The organism is Frankia sp. ACN1ag (genome assembly GCF_001414035.1).
Classification (GTDB): Bacteria; Actinomycetota; Actinomycetes; order Frankiales; family Frankiaceae; genus Frankia; species Frankia torreyi.
The window spans coordinates 54,116-75,700 of record NZ_LJPA01000007.1 but is presented as its reverse complement, the minus strand read 5'-3'; the positions used below and the strand labels follow the sequence as shown (position 1 = coordinate 75,700).

Sequence of the window (21,585 nt, the reverse complement as noted above, 5' to 3'; positions counted from 1 at the left end):
GTGCCGGCTTGCCCCCACTTCGGCGCCTGCCCCGCCCGCCATCCCCGGCCCACCTCCGCGGATCAGCCCAGGCCGTCGACCGGCTCGCCGACGCCGGCCCAGACTGACCGGGGATCGTGAGTCGCCGGACATTACGCTGATGGCTGTGCGCGGCGGTCGGCAACGGTCTGAACCGGGAGGGCATCGCCCCGGGCCGACCAGTCCTGACCCCCTGCACCCACGCGATCCCCCGCACCCGCGGCGCGGCGGGGTGCTCACCGACGCGATCCCCCGCGGCACACTCGCGGGAGCCGCGTTCGCGGTGCCGGCGGTGGCCTGGGCGCTCCTCGCCCACCTACCGCTGGCCGGCCAGGCACCGCCGCCCGGCCGGCTGCTCCTCGTCGTGTTGGCCGCCGTCCTGCTCGCCGCCGCGGCCGAAATCATCCGATCGGCCGTGGCCGCCTGCCAGGCCGCCCCCGGGGCCCGTCGCCAGCATGACCCGCGCCAGCATGACCCGCGCCGACGGATCGGCGGGCCACGGTCGTTCGGCGGTCTGCTCGCCGTCCAGGGCCTCCTGCACGCGGCGCTCGCCGCCGCCGGCTGCGGGGCCGCGCCGCGGACTGCGCGGGGCGATCCCCTGTTCGGCCTGCTCCTCTGCCACGACAGCCAGGCCGGGGCCGCGTCGGCGGCGCACACCACGGGGGCGGTGGTCGGCCCGGCGCTTCACCCCGGGCTGACGCACGTCGATCCGGCGCTGCTGGCGGCCGCCCGCCGGGTCTCCGCCGGGGCCGGATCGGGCCACGCGCCCGCCGCGGGGCATCAGCACCTCGGTGGCCTGGCCGCTCTCGGCTCCGGGTCCGCCTCGGCCGCCGCCGTCGCGCTGGCGATGCTGCTGACCCACACCTTGGCAGCGGCGTTGATGTTCTGGTGGGCCCGCCGCGGCGCGGAGGTGCTGGCCGCCGCCGGTCGGCTGCTGGCTCGCCGGCTGCCCGCCCTACCGGCGGCCCCGCCGGCCCCGATGCCGGCCCCGCGGCTCGTGCGGCCCCGGCGAGCCCGGTCGGTGGGACGGCCGCGCCTGGCGTTGCTGCGTCACGCCGTCGCCCGGCGCGGCCCGCCGACGCCGCTCGCCAGCAGATCGTTCCGGGATGCGCCGTGGCGGGTCGCAGCGGTCTAGCCCCGCTGCGCCGCGGGCCGGGCAGGGCACCGCGCCGTCGCCTGTGCCATCGCCGCACGTCCCCGTTCCGTCCCGTCAGCCCGTCATCCACCGCGTCCGCGGCGATCACCTTTGATCACGCTCGCCGCCGGCCGGTGGCGATCCCGCGCGCCTGCGGCGCCCGCTCCTGGAGTGTCATGTCCCTGATCCGTCCCCGTCGCGAGGTCTCCATCCGCCTCGGGCGGTCCCCCTCCCGCCACGCGGTTCCGCCTGCTCCGCCGTCCCCCCCGGCCGGGCCGCCCTCGCAAACCCAATCCTCCCCGGCCGTCCAGCCGTCCCCGGCTGTCCAGTCGTCCTTTGCCGCTCAGCCGTCGCCGCCGGCCGGTCGGCGCCGGTCGAGGCGGCTGATCGGCGTTCTCGGGTCGGCGTTGGCCGTCTCGTCGCTGTTGCTGGTCACCGCCTGCGCCGGTTCCGGAACGAACAACGGGGTGACCATCGTCGACGCGGGCGACGGCGACAACGACGGGTTGCACGGCACCGTCCCGGCGCAGCGGCTGGCCAAACCCGCCCTGAACCTGACCGACACCGAAGGGCGCCCCTTCGACCTGCGAGAACGGACAAAGGGAAAAATCACCCTGCTGTTCTTCGGCTACACGCACTGCCCCGATGTCTGCCCGACGACGATGGCGGACATCTCCTCCGCACTCACCGAGGTCAAACCGGACGTACGGCAGCAGATCGCGGTCGTTTTCGTGACGTCCGATCCTGATCGGGATACCGGGCCGGTTCTCAGTCGTTGGCTTAGGCAGTTCGACGCGACCTTCATCGGGGTCCGTGGCACGTTCGACCGGATCCGCACCGAGGCCGAGGCCCTGGGCGTCCCCCTGGAGAAGCCCGAGGTTCAGGCCGACGGTTCCGTTCTGGTCACCCACGGCTCCCAGGTGATCGCGTTCTCCCGGGACGACCGGATCCGCGCGCTGTACCTGGCGGGCACGGGCGTCCAGGCCTACATCGACGACCTGCCCAAGCTGACCGCCGAGCGGTCCGGACCAGAAGCCCGGTAATGAACACGATCGCCTACCGCCTCACCACGCCGACGCAGCCGGCGAGCCGGGGCATCTCCACCGTCCTGCGCCTGGCCCTCGGCGTCGTCTGGCTCGTCGCCGGCCTGCTGAAGGTCAACGATCCGGACGGCATGCTGCGCTCGGTGCGGGCATTCCGCATCCTGCCCGAGGCGCTGGTGCAGCCGGTGGCCTATGGCGTGCCGTTCCTGGAGATCGCCCTCGGCGTGCTGCTCATCGTGGGACTCGCGGTGCGGGTGACCGCGCTGCTGTCGGCGCTGATGTTCGCCGCCTACATCACGGCCATCGTCTCGGCGGCGGCCCGCGGCCTGCGCATCGACTGCGGCTGCTTCTCCTCCGGTGGCGACCTGACGGCCGACGCCCCCACGCACTACACCTCCGAGCTGGTCCGCGACAGCCTGCTGCTCGCCGCGGCCGCGCTGCTCGCCTGGCGGCCCGGTGGTTATCTCGCCGTGGACCGCATCCTCGACAAGCCGGTCAACGACCGTTCCAGGAGTGACACAGATGGCCTCGAATTCTAAGACCCGCGGCAAAGGCGGGAACGGCCGCAACACCCCGACCTCGACCAAACCCGCGGCCCGTCCCGGCTCCGGTTCCGGCGGCGGCTCCGCCCCCCGCGGCGGCTCCGGCCCTGGCGGCGGCGTCCGTGGCGGCACCGGGGCGAACTCCGCGGCAGGGTCGAACTCCGCGGCAGGGGCCGGCGGCGGGACGGGCCCGGCCCGGCGGGGCAAGGCGAGCGCCGAGGACCGGCGGGCGAAGGCCGCCGCCGCCCGCGCCGCGGCGGCGGCCCAGGAGCGGCGGCGCCGCAACCTGATCGTCGCTGGGGTGGTCGTCGTGGCGCTCATCGTCGCCGGCGTGATCGGCTTCGTCGTGCAGAACTCGCGGGAGGAGTCGAAGCCGGTCGTGCTGCCGGCCGCGGCCACCGGGAGCCACAACGGCATCATCGTCGGCCAGGCGTCCGCCCCCGTGACGGTGGACATGTACGAGGACTTCCAGTGCCCCGCCTGCGAGGCGCTGGAGACGCAGACCGGCCCGACGATCCGCACCCTGCTCGACCAGGGCAAGATCAAGATCGATTATCACGTGATGTCGTTCCTCGGTCCCGAGTCGAAGCGGGCGGCGAACGCGGCGGCCGCTGCGGCGAACGAGGGCAAGTTCCGCCAGCTTCACGACGTCCTCTACGCCAACCAGCCGAAGGAGCACACCGGCGGGTTCACCAAGGACACGCTGCTCACGCTCGGCGCCAAGGCCGGCCTGACCTCGCAGGCCTACAAGGACGCCGTCGACAAGGGCACCTACGACGGCTACGTCGCCAAGGTCGACGGCGACGCGTCGAAGGCCGGCGTCACGGCGACGCCGACCGTCCTCGTCGGCGGCAAGCAGCTCTCCGGCACCCAGCTCACCCCCGACGGCTTCCGCGCCGCCGTCACCGCCGCGAGCTGACCCCGACGCCCCCACCAGGGCGTCCGGCCAGGGCAACCGACCAGACAACCGACCAGCCCGCGCCGCCCCGGCCGTCTCCTCCCCTCGGACGAGACGGCCGGCCGCGGCTGCGTGGCCCACCCCCCGGCCACGGCGGACGGGGGTGGTTTGCCGTTCCGCGCAGGCCACGACTACTTTTCGGGCCATGACTGAGACCGCCAGCGCCGCCCGTCTCGCCCCCGGCGACCCCGCTCCCGAGTTCACGCTGCCCGACGCCGACGGCAACGAGGTGTCGCTGTCGTCGTTCCGGGGCCGTCGCGTCGTCGTCTACTTCTACCCGGCCGCGTCGACGCCGGGCTGCACGAAGCAGGCGTGCGACTTCCGGGACAGCCTCGCCCAGCTCAACGACGCCGGCATCGACGTCCTCGGGATCTCCCCCGACAAGCCGGCGAAGCTGGTGAAGTTCCGCGACAACGAGTCGCTGACGTTCCCGCTGCTGTCCGACCCGGAACGCAGCGTCCTGGCCGCCTACGGCGCGTTCGGCGAGAAGACGATGTACGGCAAGAAGACCGTCGGCGTGATCCGCTCGACGTTCGTCATCGGCGCCGACGGAAAGGTCGAGGTGGCCCAGTACAACGTCCGCGCGACCGGCCACGTCGCCAAGCTCCTGCGCGACCTCAACCTCGCCGCCGCCTGACCGCCCGCGCCGCACCCGGCCGCCCGGACCAGCTCACCGGCCGACCAGACTAGCTCGCCGGCCGCAGGTCCCAGCGCAGTAGCACGTTCTGCGGCCGGCGCGGGTCGACCAGCACCGGGATGCGCCGCGGCCGGCCGGACGAGGCGATCGCCGCGCGGCTGAGATCCATGTCCGCGTCGGGCAGCACCGCGCTGCGCACCACCGAATACGGCGCACCCCCCGGCCGATCGACGAGCAGGTGCACCTCGGCGACGGCCCGCCCGTTCACCCGCACGCCGGTGTCACACACCGTGTCGACGGTCGCGGTCGTCGCCTGCCCGGAGTGGATCAGCGTCAGCGCCCGGTTGCGTTCGAGCAGGGCACGCTGGGCGGCGTGCCGGGGCCCGGACCGCCCCAGTCGGGACACGGTCCGCGCGGCCCCGTCGGCCGCCGCCGCATCCCCCGCCGTCGGATGCCCACCAGGAGGAGCGTCGGCAGCGGCGAGATGCCGGCGGGCGGCTCGAACTTCGTCGCCCCGGTCGGCGGCACCCGCGCGCACACCGCCCGAGCCGCTCTCCCCCTCGGCGACCGAGGTACCAGCGGTAGCGGCCGGCACATCGTCCGAGCCGGACCCGTCACCAGCGACGTCGACGACCACATCGGCCATGGATGTGGGCGGAGTATCTGTGGGGCCGGTGCCGGACGAACCGGTGCCGGACGAACCGGTGGTAGCGGGAACGGCGGTGTCGGTGGACGCGGCGGTGCCCGGGGCCTCCGTCGTGGTCATCTGTTGTCGTCTCCCAGTCGTCCTCGCGCGGACCGGCGCACGCACCAGCCTGCCGCCGGGCGGCCGCCCGTGCGGGTCGGGCTGGCGACAGCGAAGCCGCCGCGCCTGTCGGCAAGGCGACCGTCGGACGAACGAAGGTGGCCGACGACGCGAACCCTGTTGACGGCCCGGTATGTGTCCGGCTCCCCTCTCCCCAAACCTCCCGAATCCCGACGAGACGCATCTGGACCGGCGTCGCAGCCCACGGTGACCGCCGATCGACGCTTCGGAGAACCGCCATGCCACCGTGGTGCCGGGCCTCGCTACCCTGGAAGCCACGCGGGAGTGGCGGAATGGCAGACGCAGCAGGTTTAGGTCCTGCCGCCCTAGGGCGTGGGGGTTCAAGTCCCCCCTCCCGCACCCCGTTCCCAGGAGCGCTACGCGCCGAGGATGAGGCCCGCGACGAGGAAGATGGCGGGGCGACGAAGTCCGCGCCGCCGCCCGGGAGAACCGGGGGCCCTACGCGCGCCGACGCCGTTCCGCGGCAGCTCGGGCACCTTCGAGATTGGCCTGGAACGTCGCGATGAAGGGATGCCCCTGGTCCAGGACCCGCTCCGCGTCGGCCAGGGTCCGCTCGTACAGGGCGATCGCCTGCTCCACCCGCCCCACCGCCTTATAGGCGTAGGCGAGGTTGTTCCGCGAGACCAGGGTGTCCGGATGATCGGGGCCGAGCCCGGTGGCATCGAGGGTCAGGCCGCGGTGGAGGTAGTCGAGGGCGACGTCCGGACGGCCGTGATGCTCCAGGTACAGGCCGGTGCGGTCACACAGCCACGAGACCTCGCGGGCCGTAGGGTCGTCCCAGCGGCTGTCGTCACCGTCGAGCACCGTCCGGACATGGGGCAGCAGCTCCCGCCACCGCGGCCAGCCCGCCGGATCTCGCACGTCGGCGGGCAGGGTTGCGGCGAGCAGCCGTACCACCACGGCGGTGGTCGCCGTCCGCTCCGGCACGGCCATCGCCGCCTGGGTCGCGGCGGCGACCAGCCGGTGCACCGTCAGCGCCGGCCCGTCGCGGCGGGCCAGGCTGTAGCCGACCAGTGCCCCGACCGTGTCCGCCCACTGCACCGGATCCCCGGCCGCCTGGCGCACCGGCCCGTCCGGCAGCGCGTCCACAGCGCTGGTGAACAGGTCCAACGGAACCGGATCGGGTCCGCAGACCGCGCACAGCTCCAGAAGCACGGCGGCTTCCGGCCGTTCCGCCCGTAGGCGGCTGGTCGACAGCTCCCACAGGTTCGCCACCGTCACCCCGGGCCGGTCCGCCACCCGCCCCCGGCCCACCATGTCCCCGAGCCGACGGGCCAGCAGATTTGCATATTCCCCGGCGGGCATTCCGGTCTGACGCAGGTAGCCGGCCGCCTGTTCCAGCGCCAGCGGCAGGTAGCCCAGCAGCTCCGCGATCCGCCCCGCCACCGCCGCGTCCAGCGACCCGACCCGCCCGGTCAGCAGACTCACCGCCTCGTCCGGGCTGAACTCCCCGACCTCCACCCCACCGCCGGCGACCCCGACCAACCGGGACGTGACCAGCAGCCGCCCCCACGGATCAGCCGGCCGCAACGGCCCCACCACCGCCACACCCGCGCCATCCACACCTGCGCCATCCAGGTCCTCGACGTTGTCGAGAACGAGCAGCCATCGAAGCCGCCGACGACGCAGCTCCCCGGCCACCGCCGGCCACTGCGCCCCGTCGGCCAGCCCCAGCTCCACCCCCAGCGCGGCCACCTGGCCGGCGATCAGCTCCGGGTCCTGCGCACTCACCCACCACACCACATCGAACGAACCCATCTGCCGGTAGGCGAACTCCACCGCCAACGCGCTCTTGCCCACGCCACCCGAGCCGTGCACCGCGCACACCGCCGCCGAACCCCGCGCCGCCAACTCCTTCGCCACCGCAGCAAGCTGCTGTTCCCGGCCGACGAACCGGCCCAACCGCGGCGGCACATTCCACACCTCCGGCAGCTCCGCCGGGAACGTCGGCGCCGCCTCCGCCGACCCACCAGCGGAACCGGCGGAACGGGCGGGACCATCGGAACGGGCGGGAGCGGCGGAACGGGCGGGACCGGCCGGACTGCCCTGGGCCGGCAGGCCGGCGGGGAAATCAGGTTCCACCGTCGGCTTGCGCCGCCCGAGCCGGACCATCTCCAGCAGCCGGATCCGGGCCTCCTCCCGCGACACTCCGAACAGGTCCACCGACACCACCTGGCGCAGCAGACCGGGCCGGTCGCAGTCCTCCGCCCGCACGACCAGCAGCCGCTGCTCCGTACCGACGGGGTCAGCAGCCCACGCCGCCTGCCACTCCTCGGTCGCGAACGCCGACTCCAGATAGGCCGCCGACAACACCGCCACCGTCCGCCGGTCATCGCTCAACGCCCGCTGCATCTCACCGACGAAATGCGATCCCGGGCCGAAGTCCCACGCCTGGATCAGCGCCTCATGACCGGCAGCCTCCAACGTCCACGCCACCCNCTCCGCCCACCGAACATCCNCCCCCGTATACGAGACGAAGAACCGCTGACTCNCCTCGCCCGCNCCCCCGCCGGTCACCCAACCAGCATCCCACTCCTGCGCAGCGTCAAGACCAATCACCAGAGACCACAACCCGACACCCGACCCGGCGTCTCGAGGTGCACGCGCCAGCCGACATCGACTCAGGGCGAGACTGCGATGGTCCTGATTGCGGCGTTGACGGCCGACGGCGCGTCCGAACGGCGAGGTCGTCGGTGGCGTACGGATCGACGGTGCCGTAGTCGTGACGCCCGCGGGACCGCTGTCAGCAGGTCCGCCGGCGACGGTCCGTACAGGGGCCGGCCGAGGTCGCGGCCGGTCGCCGGGTCGAGCAGAAACCAGTGGCTCGACTCGGTCGACGGATCGGTCGAGACGTGGNGGGCAATGTCAGTGCCGGTATCGAGGGTGAGCTGATAATGCGGGTGATGGGCCACCGGTATGACGTCCTGGATGTCGTAGCACACGAATTCGAGACGACGGACCGGGCACGGGAGCACCGTATGGTCGAGTTCCTCGATGAGCCGGTCCCACGCTCCCCATTCGAGGGGGCCGGCGATACGGACCCGGCGAGTTGCCGCTATCCGGTTGGCCTGCCCGCCGCCGGCCGGGGGCGCGCGGCCAGGACACCGGGCGGTTCGGGCGGAGCAGACACGCGTTGAGCACGCACATATGGGCCACATCAGACAAGTTTGCCGACTGTGCTGGGCGGAAATGGTGGGCAGCCACCGACCGAACGGGCACGCCCGCAACCACTGCGGCGTTCCGCCCTGCAGCGACGCCTTCGCGGAAGGCCGATGAGGACACCACAGCGGGAAGAACTACCGTTTTTCACGATGTCACCGAATCCGGCGATTTCGCCCGCGGGTTGATTGCCGACGATGGCGAACCCCGACCCCGCACCGCCTGACGGTCTATCGCCCGGCTACGCTGCCGGGCGTGCCCACCTTTGAGCTAACAGAGCGATTCTGGGACGACTGGCACCGCCTTACGCCTGCTCAGCAAGAGCGATTCCTTCGCGCCCGAGACCTTTTCGCCTCGAATCTCATCGCGGGCCGCGGCTTCCAGAACAGCCTACGCGTGAAGGGCGTCCAAGGCTCTTCTGGCGTCTATGAAATGACGTGGGCGGATGATGGTCGGGCGACCTTTTCCTATGGCAGGTCCAACCAGCGGGGTGCGCCACACATCATCTGGCGCCGCGTAGGCACACACGAGATCTTCGGCTGCCCGTAGTTGCGCACCATGCGGTAACCGCCAGGTCCGCGAAGTGCGGACCTGGCGGCACCTTGCTTGCGGGCGGCGCCTTACGTGCGGGCGGCGCCTCATTGCCTCGACGCAGGACGACCGAGGCGACAGGGTCAGGACAGGGGACGGTTCAGGCGGAGGAGGAGAATCTTGCTCTTGACGCCGGAGTCGACGAGCTGGCCATTGGCGTCGAAGGTGCCGAGGCCGAAGTCGTTGTCGTTGGCGACGGCGATGGTGCGGGGGCCGAGGACGGCGACGCCCTCGATCTTGTCGGGCAGGCCGGGGACGGCCTCGAGATCGACGGCGAGGCGCTTGGGCAGGACTGTGACGCCGGCCGTGGCCGGGTCGGCGAGGGACTCCAGCGACGGCGAGGTCGCGGCGCTGTCCCACGCGGTGCCAAGGATGTTCGTGGCCTTGCGCAGGTCGACGGTGTAGAGGCGGGCGACGGGGTCGGTGCGCTCGTCGACGAGCAGGGTGTGCTCGTCGACCGCCGCGAGCGAGGAGATCTTCATCTCGGCGGGGTCACCGTCGGCGCTCGGGTCGAAGGTCCTGACGTCCTCAAGGCGGTAGACGAACTCACCGGTCACCTTGTTGGTGGCGGTGTCGAAGCGGAAGATCCGGGTGCTGCGGGACGCCTCGCCGGTGTCCTTGTCCGGCACCAGCAGCGGGCTCTGCACGGCCAGGTAGAGCGTCCGGCCGTCGGGCGCCAGCGCGATGCCCTCGAAACCGCGGTTGATCTTACGGTTGGTGAGGATCGCGGGCANCGACGGGATGACGGGGTAGTCCGTCCCGGTCAGCTTCAGGCCGGCGGGGACGTGCCGGGCCAGCACCTTTCCGCGGGCGCTGATCCGCAGCAGGGACGGGCTGTACTCATCCACCAGCCAGAACTCGCCGCCGCGCGTGCGGACGAGGCCCTCCGTGTCCAGCCCGTTCGGGTTGAACGGGAGCTTCGTCTGGGCGTCCCAGGTGTACGGGGTCTCGTCGTAACCGTCGATGTTCGACAGACCGGTGACGGGTGCTCCGTGCGCGGTGGTGATCGGCAGGGATTCCAGGACCTTGAGGGCCGATCCGTCGACACGGACCTTGAGGATGGCCGGGTCGAAACCGGGGACCGGGAAGGTTCGCCGGTTCTTGCCGGCCACCTTGATCTGGCCGTTCGGACCGCGGTCGGTGACGGTCCAGAACTCGTTCGGCCGACCGGCCGGGTACAGATCACTGCCGATGCCGCCGAGGTTGACGCCGCGGTCGGTGTCCACCGAGCCGGGGATCAGCCCGTTGGAGAACTCGGCCAGTCCGGTGTCCGGCAGCGTCCCCGTCGCCACCACCGTCGGCACGGTCGACCCGGCGCTCGCCGGCGCGGCCGACGCGATCCCCTGCCCCGCGACGAGGCCGAGCGGCACCGTCAGTGCCAGACCCGCGACCGCCCATCCACGAAGTCGTCTCGACGCCACGACACTCCCCCCTGATTCCCGCATCGGAATCTCCCGCCGTTTCCCCAGGTGCCGACCGTCGACACGGCCGACAACGGACGTTAGGGCCCATCGATGGACAGCTGATGAACCGCGGCCGTCCGGCGACCCTCCGCACTACGACCAACAGACGGAAACGCCCTTGTCACGCGCCGCGCAGGCGCGCGCCCGGAGCAGACCGGGCGGGCGGCGAGAGCCGGACGGGCAGGGCCTGCCAGCCGTGGACGATGAAGGAGGGGGCCTGCGGCAGGTCACCTGCCGGTGCGGCGAGGGCGAGGCCGGGGAAGCGGGCGAACAGGGCGGGCAGGGCGTACCCGGCCTCCAGCCGTGCCAGCGGGGCGCCCAGGCACCGGTGGACGCCGATCCCGAACGCAAGATGGTCGGCCGCGTCCCGGCCGGGCTCGAACCGGTCGGCNCCGGGGCCGTGGTGACCGGGGTCGTGGCCGGCGGCGAGGATGCCCGCGACGATCGCCGCCCCCGCGGGGATGGTCACCGCGCCGGTGTCGATGTCCGCCACGGCGAAGCGCAGCGGGATGTTGGCGATGCTGGGCGCCCAGCGCAGCGTCTCCTCGACGATCTGATCCCAGGTGATCTCCCCGGCGCGCAGCCGGCGGAGCTGGCGATCGTGGGTCAGCAGCGCGTGCACGGCATTGCCGAGCAGGTGCCGGGTGGTCTCGTGACCTGCGCTGATGAGCAGGAGCAGGGTATCGAGCAGCTCCCGATACGCCAGTCGGTCGCCGGTGACCGCGTCCCGCACCCCGATGAGTTCGGTGGTCAGGTCGTCACCGGGGTCGCGCAGCTTCCCCTCGACGAGGGTCGCCAGGACCGACCGGGTGCGGGCGAGATTCGCGGCGGCCTGCTCCGAGCTCACCGTCGTGTTCATGATCTGCTCGACGACGTGGGCGAAGTCCGGGCGCATCCGATCCGGGATGCCGAACAGTCCGCCGATCACCGCCAGCGGCAGCGGCTGCGCGAAGGCGCCCACCAGGTCGACGACCGACCCGGCGGTCTCGGCGGCCAGGTCGTCGAGCAGCCGCTCGGTGACCGCCGCTACGGCGGGGCGCAGCAGCTCGGTGCGCCGGGCGCTGAAACTCGGCGCGACCAGCCGGCGCAGCCGGGCATGATCGACGCCGTAGGTGCTGAGCATGTTCACCACGCCCACCCACTGCAGGACCCAGCCCCATTCGGGCCGGCGGCACGCCTCGTCCCACTGGGCCCAGTGGCGGCGGGGGTCCTTGCTGACCCGCGGATCGAGCAGCAGCGCGCGCAGCAGCGCGTGCTGGTTGACGGCGTACGCGGGAATGCCGCCGGGCAGGGTCACCTCGGCGACCGGCCCGCGGGCACGCAGGGCGGCGGCCTCCGCGACGAGGCTCGGCCCCGCGGCGGCGACGGACAGCGGCTGGACGTGAACCATGCCGATCCCCCGCATCTCCTCGGATGCGCGCGACCGGCCGGGACGGCGCCCCGCGGGCGGCGCGCAACGATGTCCGCGATCCCCGACCACGAGGTGATGCCCGCCGTCAGCGGTCAGCGCACCTGGCCGAGCCGGACCAGGGTGGTCGTCCCCGGCAGCACCGGCGCGTGGCAGTGCCCGCACACCATCTCGGGATGCAGCTCGGCGCCGCAGTCGTGCTCCCACCTGGTCGGCCCCGGGCCGTCGGTGACGTAGCGGTCGCCCCACTCCATCAGCCCGAGCAGGATCGGCCGCAGCGCGCGGCCGGCCTCGGTAGGGACGTACTCGTAGCGCGGCGGGCGTTCCTGGTACTGCACCTTGGCCAGCACCCCGCGCTCGACGAGGGTGCGCAGCCGCGCCGCGAGGATGTCCCGACTCGCCCCCGTGTTACGGGCGATCTGGTCGAAACGGCGCTCACCGAGCAGCACCTCGCGCAGCGCGAGCAGGCTCCACCGCTCACCGACGACCCCGAGCGCGTTCGCGATCGAACAGTCCCGCCCGGCACCGGTCATGGTGACCATCCCCTCGACCGCACGTTCCGCCAGCCCAACCCGGCCCCGCCGCCCGGATCTCCCGGGCAGCCACCAGAAGGTGCCAGTTGGGTAATCCAACCTATCAGGACGACGGGCCGAACCGACAACGGCGCCCCGCGCCTCGCGGTAGACAGGACCCGGGAGCCACGCCACGGGGAGGAGCCTGCCTTGACCACAGCGGGAGAGGACCGACGGCCCGTGCGGCGCCCGCGGGGCGGCACGACGACGCTGACGTGCCTCGGGCCATCGCCGGACCCGCCGTTCGAGCAGGTGACGAGCGCGTCGGTGGTGGCGGTCACCGACGACGGCCGGCTGGTCGTCGCCGAGCTGACCCGCGGGCTGGACATACCCGGCGGGCACGTCCAGCGCGGCGAGTCGTCGATCGACGAGACCGTGCGGCGGGAGGCCTGGGAGGAGGTCCGGGCCCGGCTCGGCGTCCTGCATCCGGTCGAAGTGATCGAGTCCGACTACTTCGGCGCCGACGACCGGACCTACATGGTGATCCGCACCGCCCGGGTCACCGAGCTCGCCCCCTGGGAGTCCACCCACGAGTCCGCCGGCCGGGTGCTGATCGAACCCGAGGAGTTCCTGCGCCGCTACCGCGGCGGGGACCCGGCGCTCATGCGCCACCTCGTGACCGCCGCCCTCGCCGCCATTCCCGCCATTCCCGCACTCCGACCAGGACCGACCGAGGTCTCCTCGGTGCGTCAAGGTCCGGACGGCCCCTTGCGGTGACGACACAGGGCTGTCGAGGTCGGGCCGCGGCGAAGTGACCCGAGTCTCGCGATAGGCACTACAGTGATCTCTAGCGAGTCACACACCGTCACCTACGAAGCGGTGATGGTGAGGACCTCGCTGCCGACAACTGCGTCGCGGAGGTGGAGCCATGTTCGGTTTGACGGTGCGCTTCGAGGTTCGCCCGGACACTGCGGACGCGTTCGACGCCCTCGTGGCGCAGACGGTGCCCCTCATCGCGGAACGGGAGCCCGGCACGCTGATCTACACGACGCACCGCGTCGCCGGCGACCCGAACGCCCGCCTGTTCTACGAGCTCTACCGGGACCGCGACGCCTTCGAGGAGCACGAGAACCAGCCGCACGTGCACCACTTCGTCGCCGGCCGCCAGGCGCTGCTCACCGGTCCGCCGCGCATCGAGTTCATCACCTTCACCGCCGGCACCGGGGTTCCCGTCGCGACCGACGCCTGACAGCCCGGCAACCCCGGCCGGTCCTGCACACCGGTGACGGGCCAGACTGCGGTATGTCACCGACAGGGGCGTCGACGTGCCGCAGTCAGGAGTGTGCCGGATGAGGATCGGATTCATCGGTCTGGGCGGGATGGGCACGGCGATGGCCCGCAACCTGGTCGCCGCGGGCTACACCGTGCTGGTCTGGAACCGCTCCCCCGGGCCCGTCGCCGAGCTGGCCGCAGCCGGCGCCGTCTCCGCGAGCATCGAGGAGGCGTTCGCGACCGGGACCGTGCTGAGCATGCTGGCCGACGACCGGGCCGTGACGGAACGCCTGCTCGACCCCGCGGCGCTGGCAGCGGCGCCCGCCGGTGCCCTGCACGTGAACATGGCAACGATCAGCACCGCCCTGGCGGAACGGGCCGCGCGTGAGTACGCCGAGCGGGGCCTGCGCTACCTCGCCGCGCCGGTGTTCGGCCGGACGGAGGCCGCGGCGGCGGGCAACCTCACCATCGTCACCGCCGGTGAGCCGGCGGCGATCGCCGAGGTGCAGCCGCTGTTCGACGTCCTCGGCCGGCGCACCTGGACGGTCGGCGAGGTGCCGGCGCACGCCAACCTGGTGAAGATCCTCGGCAACTATCTGGTCGCCTGCTCCATCGAGGCGATGGCTGAGGCGACGACCGTGATCGAGGCTGGCGGCCTGGACCCGGCTCTGTTCATCGAGGTACTGACCGACAACCTGTTCCCCGGCCCGGTCTTCGCCGGCTACGGCAGCATGATCGGGAAGAGAAGCTACGAGCCGGTCAACTTCCGGCTACCGCTCGGGTTCAAGGACGTCGGCCTCGCGCTGTCCGCCGGCCAGGAGCGCAACGTCCCCCTGCCCTTCGGCGGCGTGCTGCGCGACGCGTTCATCGAGGCGCTCGCGCACGGCCAGGGGGAGCAGGACTGGGCAGCGGTCGCCGAGACCGCCCGCCGCCGCGCCGGGCTCGCCTAACGCGGCGGCGGGCGGCTGGGCGCCTCGGGCAGCCGGGGCAGCCGGTGATTGTGCGGGGCCCGGCGAAAGCCGTCTCAGGATGCGGTGTCGCAGCTCGCCGGGTCGCAGGCTGAACGGCGACGAGTCCACCCGGTCGGCCCGACGAAGGCCGGGTGCGCGCTCGCACCCGCCGTCCCGGCCGACTTCGCCGGTGGCCGCCGGCGGGCGCGCCGCCCGGTGCGTGCCGCCCGCCGACGCCAGCCACCGGTGGGCGGCCCCGAGCCGTCCGCGGCCCGCCCGGCCCGCCCGGGCGTTGGGCGCAGAGCAGGATTGACGATGAGCGCAGCTCCGTCCCGACGTCCCGCCCCGGCCTCATGACCAGGGCCGTCACTTTCGCGGTCCTGCTGGTGACCCTGTTCGCGGCACATCAGCTCGCCGATCATGTACTGGGCCAGACCGACGCCCAGGCCCGGTTGAAGACGACGCCGGGCCCGGCCGGCTGGGCGGCGCTGGGACGCCACCTGGCCGCGTATCACGTGGTCGTCGTGGTGATGGTGACGGTGACGGCGGTCGGGCTCGACCTGCGGCTGTCCGCGTTCGGGGCCGTCGCCGGGTTGGTGATCTCGGTGTTCACCCACGCGCTGTGGGACCGCCGGGTCGCCGTGCACTGGCTGCTGACCAGGACGGGTGGCGGCGACTTCGCCGAGCTCGCCGACAACGGGATGAACGGCATGTACCTGGCCGACCAGTCTCTGCACGCGGCATCGCTGTGGCTGGCCGCGCTGGTCGCCGTGCTGCTGTGAGTCGGGTGCCCGCCGGCCTGGGCGGGGTCGCTCCTAGCAGGCCGTCGCTGTGCCGCCCGGTCCGTCCGACGAGCCCGACGACATGCTCCCCGACCCGCTCGACCCGCTCGACCCGCCGGCGGACCCCTCCGACCAGCTCGACCCGCCGTCGGCGCCGCCCGACCTGCTCCAGGAGACGCTGTCGGCGCCGCCGGGCACGGACCAGCGATCGTCGTCGGCACCGTCGCGACCGGCGTAGTCCCAGCACGACGACCATTCGTCGGCGCTGGGTTCGGCGGTGAGGTCACCGCTCGGCCAGTCGAACCCGACGTGGGCGAAACCGAACGACGAGCCGCCGGCGGAGTCGGAGCGCGCGGGCACCGACCCCTCGGCGGCCCCGGACGCCGAGGCGAACGCCGAGCCGACAACCTGCGGGATCACGAGCCAGGCAGTGATGTTGACCCCCACGACGACGAGGATGATGACAAGCGGGACCAGGTAGCTGTACGCGGGTGGGAGCACGAGCGCCAGGGTGACCAGCCCTCCCACCAGGAGGGCGACGCCCGCGGCGACCGCAGCGAGGAACCGTGCCATAGGCATGTTCCTATCGCCCTCGACGGGGCTACGACCTCGATCGACGCCAACCCGACAAGCCGGTAGGGCGGTTTGACGGTGATCATCCCGCTTGCTCCGTCCGTCCTCGGGTCGGCGGCCGCGACGCAACGGTGAGCTGACGGCACCCACCCGTGTCGCCGGCACGCGGTGACGCCCCGGCATCCCCCGCTGGCGTTCGATGACCTGCCCGGCCCACAGCGGCGGCAATCACGGCATCTCGTCATCGTAGGGGCACAGGGGGACATCAGAGAACGGCTCACGGCCTGAAACGCGGACGGATCACGCCCAACCGGCGCGACGCCGCGGGCCAGCCAGCGACCCCACCGCACGGCCGGGCGGGGGCGCTACGGCGCCGATGCCCGCGCGACACGGGCACTGGCCCGACGGTGCCGGTCGGGGCATCGCCATGGATGCCCCGACCGGACGCCGCCGAGCTCGAGGATGCGACTGGGACATCGCGGTTCGGGGACGGATGGGAACGACCCGGACGCCTCAGCCGCGTCCTCAACCTACCTGGTCGATAGCTATTAGTCACTGATCGATTACAGGCAGTTCTAGCGTACACCCCGTTTGAGGTCCCTGTACCCGTATGCCGCTGCCAGGCGGGTACCTTTCGTCGCGGGAGGACGAGCGGGCCGCACCGGATCGATCCCGACCCGATCGGCCGGACATTGCGCATTCCCCTGGGGCCAGGGGGCCGCCGGGGGATGTCGACCCCGCCACACATCGTCCGGCCCCGGCACACCGGGACCGGAGCATGGGTAGCAACGACGTATGACACACGGCGAGGCAACCCGAAGCGCCGGACAGATCGGCACGATGTGCGACTTGCGCATGCTGTCCCGTATTGGACAAAGGTTTCGTGATGACAGCCACAGGGTGAGCATCGGGTTTCCGGCTTAGTCTGATCGCTCATGAGCGGCGCGCCGGTCGGGGTGTTCGACAGCGGAGTAGGCGGTCTCACAGTGGCGCGCGCCATTCTGGACCAGCTTCCGCATGAGCCGTTGGTCTATCTCGGCGACACCGGACGGGCACCCTACGGACCACGCCCCATCGCCGAGGTACGCCGCTACGCCCTCGAGTGTCTTGATCGTCTGGTCGACGAGGGGGTGAAGCTGCTCGTGATCGCCTGTAACACGGCCAGCGCGGCGTGCCTGCGCGACGCGCGGGAACGCTACAGCGTCCCGGTCGTTGAAGTGATCATGCCGGCGACCAGGCGCGCGGTGGCGGCCACCCGCAGCGGTCGGGTCGGCGTCATCGGCACGGTGGCCACGATCGGCAGCCGCGCCTACGACGACGCGTTCACCGCCGCCGCGGGCGTCGACCTGACCGGCGTCGCCTGCCCCGCGTTCGTGGACTTCGTCGAGCGGGGTATCACCTCGGGGCGGCAGCTACTCGGACTGACCGAGGCATATCTCGCACCGTTGCAGGAAGCCGACGTCGACACGGTGATACTCGGATGCACCCATTACCCGCTGCTGACCGGGGTGATCGGCCTCGTGATGGGAGAGGGCGTGACGCTGGTGAGCAGTGCCGAGGAGACAGCGAAGGACACCTACCGGGTGCTCGCGCGGGACGGGCTGTTCCGCGACCCCGACCTACCACCACCCAGCCACCGCTTCCTGACCACGGGTGACCCCGCGCTGTTCACCCGCGTGGGGCGCAGGTTCCTCGGGCCCGAACTCGTCCAGGTCTCGGCCGTGGCCTCCGGGGAGCCGTCCCTCCCGGCTCCGTCCGCGCCGCCCGCCACCAGGACCTCGACCGCAGCCGTCTGGACCGCCCGACCCGCGGCGGATCAGGATTCCTCCCAGCAGAGCCCGGTGGTGCCACGGTGAAACTGACCATTCTCGGCTGTTCCGGCACGTACCCGGGGCCGGCCTCCGCCTGCTCGTCGTACCTGGTGGAGTCGGACGGGTTCCGGCTCGTCCTCGACGCGGGCAACGGGTCGATGGGTGAACTGCAGCGGCACTGCGACCTGCGCGACATCGACGCGGTCCTGCTCAGTCACCTGCACGGCGATCACTGCCTGGACCTGGTGGCGAACTCCTACGCGCGGCGCTACCACCCNGAGGGCATGCCGCCCAAGCTCCCCGTCTACGGCCCGATCAACACCCAGGAACGGCTGTGCGGGGCATTCGAGAAGTGGCCGGAAGACAGCCTCGCCGACATCTACGACTTCCGCACCATCGGCGCCGGCTGCCTGCACGTCGGGCCGTTCCGGATCGACCTCACCCGGGTGGCGCACCCGGTCGAGGCGTACGGCGTCCGGGTCACGGCGGAGGATCGGGTGCTCACCTACTCGGGCGACACCGGCGCCTGTGACCGGCTCGTCCGGCTCGCCCGCGACAGCGACCTGTTCCTGTGCGAGGCGTCGTTCCTCGACGACGAGGACAATCCGCCCGACCTGCACCTGACCGGCCGGGAGGCTGGCGAGCACGCGCAGAAGGCCGGCGTGGGGCGGCTGGTGCTGACCCATCTCGTCCCCTGGGGAAACGCCGCCCGTTCGGAGGAGGAGGCGGTCGGGGCGTTCGACGGGAACCTGACCATCGCCACGCCCGGGGCCACCTTCGAGATCTGACCCGCGTCGCCGATCGGACCGCGTCGCCGATCGGACCGCGTCGCCGATCGGACCGCGTCGCCCGATCGGACCAGGCCAGGCCGGGTCCAGTCAGACGGGGCCGGGTGGCCGGTCCGGGGCGGGCCGATAGTGTCGCGGGCGTNACACGAGTCGATGGCAGGAAACCGGACGAACTCCGGCAGGTGACGATCATGCGGGGCTGGCAGGAGCACGCCGAGGGGTCGGCGCTGATCAGTGCCGGCAGGACCAGGGTGCTGTGCGCCGCCTCGGTGACCACCGGCGTCCCGCGCTGGCGCAAGGGCAGCGGCCTGGGCTGGGTGACAGCCGAGTACTCGATGCTGCCGCGGGCCACCAACACCCGCAACGACCGCGAGTCGGTGCGTGGCCGGATCGGGGGGCGCACTCACGAAATCTCCCGGTTGATCGGGCGCAGCCTGCGGGCCTGCATCGACCTGGCCGCCCTTGGCGAGAACACCATCGCCATCGACTGCGACGTGCTGCTCGCCGATGGCGGCACCCGCACCGCCGCGATCACCGGCGCCTACGTCGCGCTGGTCGACGCCGCCCGCTGGCTCGGCCGGCCTGCGGCGATCACGACGAGCGTGGCCGCGGTGAGCGTCGGGGTCGTGCGGGGCGAGCCGATGCTCGACCTCGCCTACACCGAGGACTCCACCGCCGACACCGACATGAACGTGGTGTGCACCGGAGCGGACGGATTCGTCGAGGTGCAGGGCACCGCCGAAGGCGCCCCGTTCGACCGGGCGATGCTCGACAGCCTGCTCGACCTCGCCGTGTTCGGCTGCGCCCAGCTCACGGAGATCCAGGCCGAGGCGCTGCGCGGTCCAGCACCGGCGGGTCCCGCCCGACCGGAGGGGGCACGGTGACCGCGAAGCCGACTACCGGATCGACCATCGGCACGGACGTCGCCGCGGCGGGGGCGCCGGCCGGCTCGTCGAAGCCGGTGCGGGTGGTGCTCGCCAGCCGCAACGAGGCGAAGCTGACCGAGCTACGCCGCATCCTGGCGGCCAGCGGTCTGGCGGTGGAGCTGGTGGCTCTCCCCGACGGCGACGAGGTGGCCGAGACCGGGACCACCTTCGCCGAAAACGCCCTGATCAAGGCGCGGGCGGCGGCCGAGCAGACCGGGCTGCCCGCCGTCGCCGACGATTCCGGGCTCGCGGTCGACGAGCTGTCCGGCATGCCCGGCGTGCGCTCGGCCCGCTGGTCCGGACGGCGGGACGGCACCCGCATCGAACGCGACGAGGCGAACAACGCCCTGCTACTGGCCCAGCTCGACGACGTGCCGCCCGCGCGACGCGGCGCGGCCTTCGTCTGCGCGGCGGCCCTGGTCACCCCCGCCGGCGTGGAGCGGGTGACGCACGGGGAGCTGCGGGGGATCCTGCTGACCGAGCCCCGCGGCCAGGGCGGCTTCGGCTACGACCCGCTGTTCCTCGCCGACGGCCAGACCCGAACCAACGCCGAGCTGACCGCGGCCGAGAAGGACGCGATCAGCCACCGCGGTCTGGCCTTCCGCGACCTGGCCACCCTCCTCGGCGAAGTCCTGGCCTCCTGAGCGGGCGGATTCCCGGCGCCCTGGGCGAGGGGTCCCCGTAGATCGCCGAAGGCCCCCACCGGCTCCCCCAGGAAGATCGCCGAAGGCGATCTGACGAAAATTCCGAACGGCGCCCTGGGCGAGGGGTCCCCGTAGATCGCCGAAGGCGATCTACGGGGCTACGCCCATAGTTGACCTTCCAGCGCCGCCTCGGCCTCCTCGAGGGTGCCGGCGTAGGCGCCGGTGGACAGGTACTTCCAGCCGCCGTCGCAGACGATGAGGGCGATGTCGGCCCGTCGACCTTCCCGGACCGCCCGCTCGGCCTGGGCCAGCGCGGCGTGCAGGATGGCTCCGGTGGAGATCCCGGCGAAGATGCCCTCCTCCTGGACGAGCTNGCGGGTACGGCGCAGAGCCTCGCGTGGACCGACGGAGTAGCGCGAGGTAAGCACCGACGGGTCGTACAGCTCGGGCACGAAGCCCTCGTCGATGTTGCGCAGGCCGTACACCAGCTCCCCGTAGCGGGGCTCGGCGGCGACGATCGTGATGTCGGGCACCCGCTCCTTGAGGTAGCGGCCGGTGCCCATCAGGGTGCCGGTCGTCCCGAGGCCGGCGACGAAATGGGTGATGGCGGGCAGGTCCTCGAGGATCTCCGGGCCGGTCGTCTCGTAGTGCGCCTGGGCGTTCGCCGGGTTGCCGTACTGGTAGAGCATGACCCAGTCGGGGTTCTCGGCGGCGAGCCGCTTCGCGACGGCGACTGCCTCGTTGGAGCCGCCGGCGGCGGGCGAGTACCGGATCTCGGCGCCCCACATCTGCAGGAGCTGGCGGCGCTCCACCGAGGTGTTCTCCGGCATGACGCAGACGAGCCGGTAACCCCGCTGGCGGCAGACCATGGCCAGCGAGATACCGGTGTTGCCGGAGGTCGGTTCCAGGACGGTCGCGCCGGGGGTGAGCAGGCCGCGCTTCTCGCCGTCGGCGATCATCCACAGCGCCGCCCGGTCCTTGATCGAACCGGTCGGATTGTCCTGCTCCAGCTTCGCCCACAGCCGGACCTCCGGCGACGGGGACAGTCGCGGAAGCCCGACCAGCGGGGTCCGGCCGACCGAGTCGGCCAGGGAGTCGAATCGCATGAGTCGGACCTGCCGCTCGGCTTAGTGCTGACCGGCGCAGGCGCCGGGCGAGCTGTCGACGGAGCCACCGGCGACCGCGGGCAGGATGGTGACCTCGTCGCCGTCGTTGAGCTTGGCGTCGAGCCCGCCGAGGAACCGCACGTCCTCGTCGTTGACGTAGATGTTGACGAACCGGTGCAGCTCGGTCCCGTCGTCACCGGTCACCAGGCGGCCGCGTAGCCCGGAGTGCCGGGAGTCGAGATCGAGGAAGAGCGCGGCGACGGTGTCGCCCGTGCCCTCGACCAGCTTCGAACCTCCCGTGTAGCTGCGCAGGATCGTCGGCACACGGACCTGGACTGCCATGGTGCTCCTTTCGCGGGTGCCAGCGGTCGGGCTCGACCGAGGCGCCGCCCGGATGGGCGGGGTGTTGTGCGGGCGGGGGTCTGCGGGGTGTCAGGACTG

At 72.3% G+C, this 21,585-nt stretch carries 19 protein-coding genes, 1 tRNA gene and 6 pseudogenes; 15 read left to right on the top strand and 11 right to left on the bottom strand.

Annotated features, from left to right (window positions below; all coding sequences use genetic code 11):
• Nucleotides 1-250 precede the first annotated feature (250 nt).
• The 5 genes from UK82_RS08095 (at nucleotide 251) to bcp (ending at nucleotide 4,333) form a co-directional block, all read left to right on the top strand.
• Nucleotides 251-1,153, top strand: coding sequence for a hypothetical protein (locus tag UK82_RS08095; RefSeq protein WP_236705649.1), 903 nt, complete (start codon nucleotides 251-253; stop codon nucleotides 1,151-1,153).
• 467 nt (nucleotides 1,154-1,620) lie between these two features.
• On the top strand, nucleotides 1,621-2,196 hold the full coding sequence (locus UK82_RS08090; RefSeq protein WP_044884363.1) for an SCO family protein: 576 nt from the start codon (nucleotides 1,621-1,623) through the stop codon (nucleotides 2,194-2,196).
• Nucleotides 2,196-2,735, top strand: coding sequence for a DoxX family protein (locus tag UK82_RS08085; RefSeq protein WP_044884364.1), 540 nt, complete (start codon nucleotides 2,196-2,198; stop codon nucleotides 2,733-2,735). Before UK82_RS08090 ends, UK82_RS08085 begins: the two co-directional genes overlap by 1 nt.
• Complete coding sequence (locus UK82_RS08080; RefSeq protein ID WP_044884365.1) at nucleotides 2,719-3,657, top strand: thioredoxin domain-containing protein; 939 nt, start codon at nucleotides 2,719-2,721, stop codon at nucleotides 3,655-3,657. Before UK82_RS08085 ends, UK82_RS08080 begins: the two co-directional genes overlap by 17 nt.
• Nucleotides 3,658-3,841: 184 nt before the next feature.
• Nucleotides 3,842-4,333 carry a thioredoxin-dependent thiol peroxidase gene (gene bcp, locus UK82_RS08075; protein ID WP_044884366.1) on the top strand — a complete coding sequence of 164 codons (492 nt, stop codon included), beginning with the start codon at nucleotides 3,842-3,844 and terminating at the stop codon, nucleotides 4,331-4,333.
• Between the two features lie 49 nt (nucleotides 4,334-4,382).
• Here bcp and UK82_RS36525 read toward each other — a convergent pair whose 3' ends face one another.
• Complete coding sequence (locus UK82_RS36525) at nucleotides 4,383-5,099, bottom strand: hypothetical protein (RefSeq protein ID WP_236705648.1); 717 nt, start codon at nucleotides 5,097-5,099, stop codon at nucleotides 4,383-4,385.
• A 318-nt stretch (nucleotides 5,100-5,417) separates the two neighbouring features.
• Here UK82_RS36525 and UK82_RS08065 point away from each other — a divergent pair.
• Nucleotides 5,418-5,498 (top strand) — tRNA-Leu (locus UK82_RS08065).
• 99 nt (nucleotides 5,499-5,597) lie between these two features.
• Here the strand turns inward: UK82_RS08065 and UK82_RS36520 are convergent.
• From UK82_RS36520 to UK82_RS08040, 6 genes and pseudogenes are all read right to left on the bottom strand, one after another.
• A pseudogene (locus tag UK82_RS36520) lies at nucleotides 5,598-7,597 on the bottom strand (TIR domain-containing protein); the annotation flags it as partial.
• A gap of 1,395 nt (nucleotides 7,598-8,992) precedes the next feature.
• Nucleotides 8,993-9,642, bottom strand: a pseudogene (locus tag UK82_RS36515) (esterase-like activity of phytase family protein); the annotation flags it as partial.
• A gap of 1 nt (nucleotide 9,643) precedes the next feature.
• On the bottom strand, nucleotides 9,644-10,354 hold a 711-nt coding region (locus tag UK82_RS36510; RefSeq protein ID WP_396230486.1), incomplete at its 3' end, for an esterase-like activity of phytase family protein.
• A 139-nt stretch (nucleotides 10,355-10,493) separates the two neighbouring features.
• Nucleotides 10,494-10,763 (bottom strand): annotated as a pseudogene (locus tag UK82_RS36505) (cytochrome P450); the annotation flags it as partial.
• A gap of 1 nt (nucleotide 10,764) precedes the next feature.
• Nucleotides 10,765-11,231: pseudogene (locus tag UK82_RS36500) on the bottom strand (cytochrome P450); the annotation flags it as partial.
• Between the two features lie 644 nt (nucleotides 11,232-11,875).
• A complete protein-coding gene (locus UK82_RS08040; protein ID WP_199865348.1) occupies nucleotides 11,876-12,322 on the bottom strand; it encodes a helix-turn-helix domain-containing protein in 447 nt (148 codons plus the stop codon).
• A 180-nt stretch (nucleotides 12,323-12,502) separates the two neighbouring features.
• Here UK82_RS08040 and UK82_RS08035 point away from each other — a divergent pair, with 180 nt between their 5' ends.
• From UK82_RS08035 to UK82_RS08020, 4 genes are all read left to right on the top strand, one after another.
• Entirely contained in the window at nucleotides 12,503-13,069 is a 567-nt protein-coding gene (locus tag UK82_RS08035) for an NUDIX hydrolase (protein ID WP_236705646.1), read from the top strand.
• A gap of 151 nt (nucleotides 13,070-13,220) precedes the next feature.
• Entirely contained in the window at nucleotides 13,221-13,541 is a 321-nt protein-coding gene (locus UK82_RS08030) for a putative quinol monooxygenase (protein ID WP_044884369.1), read from the top strand.
• Nucleotides 13,542-13,641: 100 nt separating this feature from the next.
• Nucleotides 13,642-14,514: an NAD(P)-dependent oxidoreductase gene (locus UK82_RS08025; protein ID WP_055406784.1), complete on the top strand. Its 873-nt coding sequence runs from the start codon at nucleotides 13,642-13,644 to the stop codon at nucleotides 14,512-14,514.
• 353 nt (nucleotides 14,515-14,867) lie between these two features.
• The gene (locus tag UK82_RS08020; RefSeq protein ID WP_044884371.1) at nucleotides 14,868-15,296 is read left to right on the top strand and encodes a DUF3307 domain-containing protein; all 429 of its coding nucleotides are present in this window, start codon (nucleotides 14,868-14,870) and stop codon (nucleotides 15,294-15,296) included.
• 33 nt (nucleotides 15,297-15,329) lie between these two features.
• On the opposite strand, the gene UK82_RS08015 is transcribed toward UK82_RS08020, so the two are convergent.
• Nucleotides 15,330-15,869, bottom strand: coding sequence for a hypothetical protein (locus UK82_RS08015; RefSeq protein ID WP_044884372.1), 540 nt, complete (start codon nucleotides 15,867-15,869; stop codon nucleotides 15,330-15,332).
• A 935-nt stretch (nucleotides 15,870-16,804) separates the two neighbouring features.
• Between UK82_RS08015 and murI the strand changes: the two genes are divergently transcribed.
• From murI to rdgB, 5 genes and pseudogenes are all read left to right on the top strand, one after another.
• The gene (gene murI, locus UK82_RS08010; protein WP_044884373.1) at nucleotides 16,805-17,725 is read left to right on the top strand and encodes a glutamate racemase; all 921 of its coding nucleotides are present in this window, start codon (nucleotides 16,805-16,807) and stop codon (nucleotides 17,723-17,725) included.
• Nucleotides 17,722-17,957, top strand: a pseudogene (locus tag UK82_RS36495) (MBL fold metallo-hydrolase); the annotation flags it as partial. The gene murI and the pseudogene UK82_RS36495, both read left to right, overlap by 4 nt.
• Before the next feature lies 1 nt (nucleotide 17,958).
• A partial coding sequence (locus UK82_RS08005; protein WP_236705645.1) for an MBL fold metallo-hydrolase occupies nucleotides 17,959-18,468 on the top strand: 510 nt, incomplete at its 5' end.
• 143 nt (nucleotides 18,469-18,611) lie between these two features.
• On the top strand, nucleotides 18,612-19,352 hold a 741-nt coding region (rph, locus tag UK82_RS08000), incomplete at its 5' end, for a ribonuclease PH (RefSeq protein WP_236705644.1).
• Nucleotides 19,353-19,429: 77 nt separating this feature from the next.
• Nucleotides 19,430-20,038 (top strand): RdgB/HAM1 family non-canonical purine NTP pyrophosphatase, encoded by a 609-nt coding sequence (rdgB, locus tag UK82_RS07995; RefSeq protein ID WP_044884430.1) that lies wholly within the window; start codon nucleotides 19,430-19,432, stop codon nucleotides 20,036-20,038.
• A 158-nt stretch (nucleotides 20,039-20,196) separates the two neighbouring features.
• Here the strand turns inward: rdgB and cysM are convergent.
• The 3 genes and pseudogenes from cysM to UK82_RS07985 all read right to left on the bottom strand — a co-directional run.
• Nucleotides 20,197-20,411, bottom strand: a pseudogene (gene cysM, locus UK82_RS36490) (cysteine synthase B); the annotation flags it as partial.
• A gap of 1 nt (nucleotide 20,412) precedes the next feature.
• Nucleotides 20,413-21,144, bottom strand: a 732-nt coding sequence (locus UK82_RS07990) for a PLP-dependent cysteine synthase family protein (RefSeq protein WP_236705643.1), incomplete at its 3' end; no start/stop codon positions are given.
• Between the two features lie 21 nt (nucleotides 21,145-21,165).
• On the bottom strand, nucleotides 21,166-21,486 hold the full coding sequence (locus UK82_RS07985) for a MoaD/ThiS family protein (RefSeq protein ID WP_044884377.1): 321 nt from the start codon (nucleotides 21,484-21,486) through the stop codon (nucleotides 21,166-21,168).
• Nucleotides 21,487-21,585 lie beyond the last annotated feature (99 nt).

What these genes read in the sequence shown, in the direction of transcription:
- UK82_RS08025 (WP_055406784.1), top strand. Translation starts at nt 13,642, where the DNA reads ATGAGGATCGGATTCATCGGTCTGGGCGGGATGGGCACGGCGATGGCC.
- UK82_RS08030 (WP_044884369.1), top strand. Translation starts at nt 13,221, where the DNA reads ATGTTCGGTTTGACGGTGCGCTTCGAGGTTCGCCCGGACACTGCGGAC.
- UK82_RS08040 (WP_199865348.1), bottom strand. Translation starts at nt 12,322, where the DNA reads ATGGTCACCATGACCGGTGCCGGGCGGGACTGTTCGATCGCGAACGCG.
- UK82_RS08085 (WP_044884364.1), top strand. Translation starts at nt 2,196, where the DNA reads ATGAACACGATCGCCTACCGCCTCACCACGCCGACGCAGCCGGCGAGC.
- murI (WP_044884373.1), top strand. Translation starts at nt 16,805, where the DNA reads ATGAGCGGCGCGCCGGTCGGGGTGTTCGACAGCGGAGTAGGCGGTCTC.
- bcp (WP_044884366.1), top strand. Translation starts at nt 3,842, where the DNA reads ATGACTGAGACCGCCAGCGCCGCCCGTCTCGCCCCCGGCGACCCCGCT.
- UK82_RS08080 (WP_044884365.1), top strand. Translation starts at nt 2,719, where the DNA reads ATGGCCTCGAATTCTAAGACCCGCGGCAAAGGCGGGAACGGCCGCAAC.
- UK82_RS07985 (WP_044884377.1), bottom strand. Translation starts at nt 21,486, where the DNA reads ATGGCAGTCCAGGTCCGTGTGCCGACGATCCTGCGCAGCTACACGGGA.
- UK82_RS08015 (WP_044884372.1), bottom strand. Translation starts at nt 15,869, where the DNA reads ATGGCACGGTTCCTCGCTGCGGTCGCCGCGGGCGTCGCCCTCCTGGTG.
- UK82_RS08020 (WP_044884371.1), top strand. Translation starts at nt 14,868, where the DNA reads ATGACCAGGGCCGTCACTTTCGCGGTCCTGCTGGTGACCCTGTTCGCG.
- UK82_RS36525 (WP_236705648.1), bottom strand. Translation starts at nt 5,099, where the DNA reads ATGACCACGACGGAGGCCCCGGGCACCGCCGCGTCCACCGACACCGCC.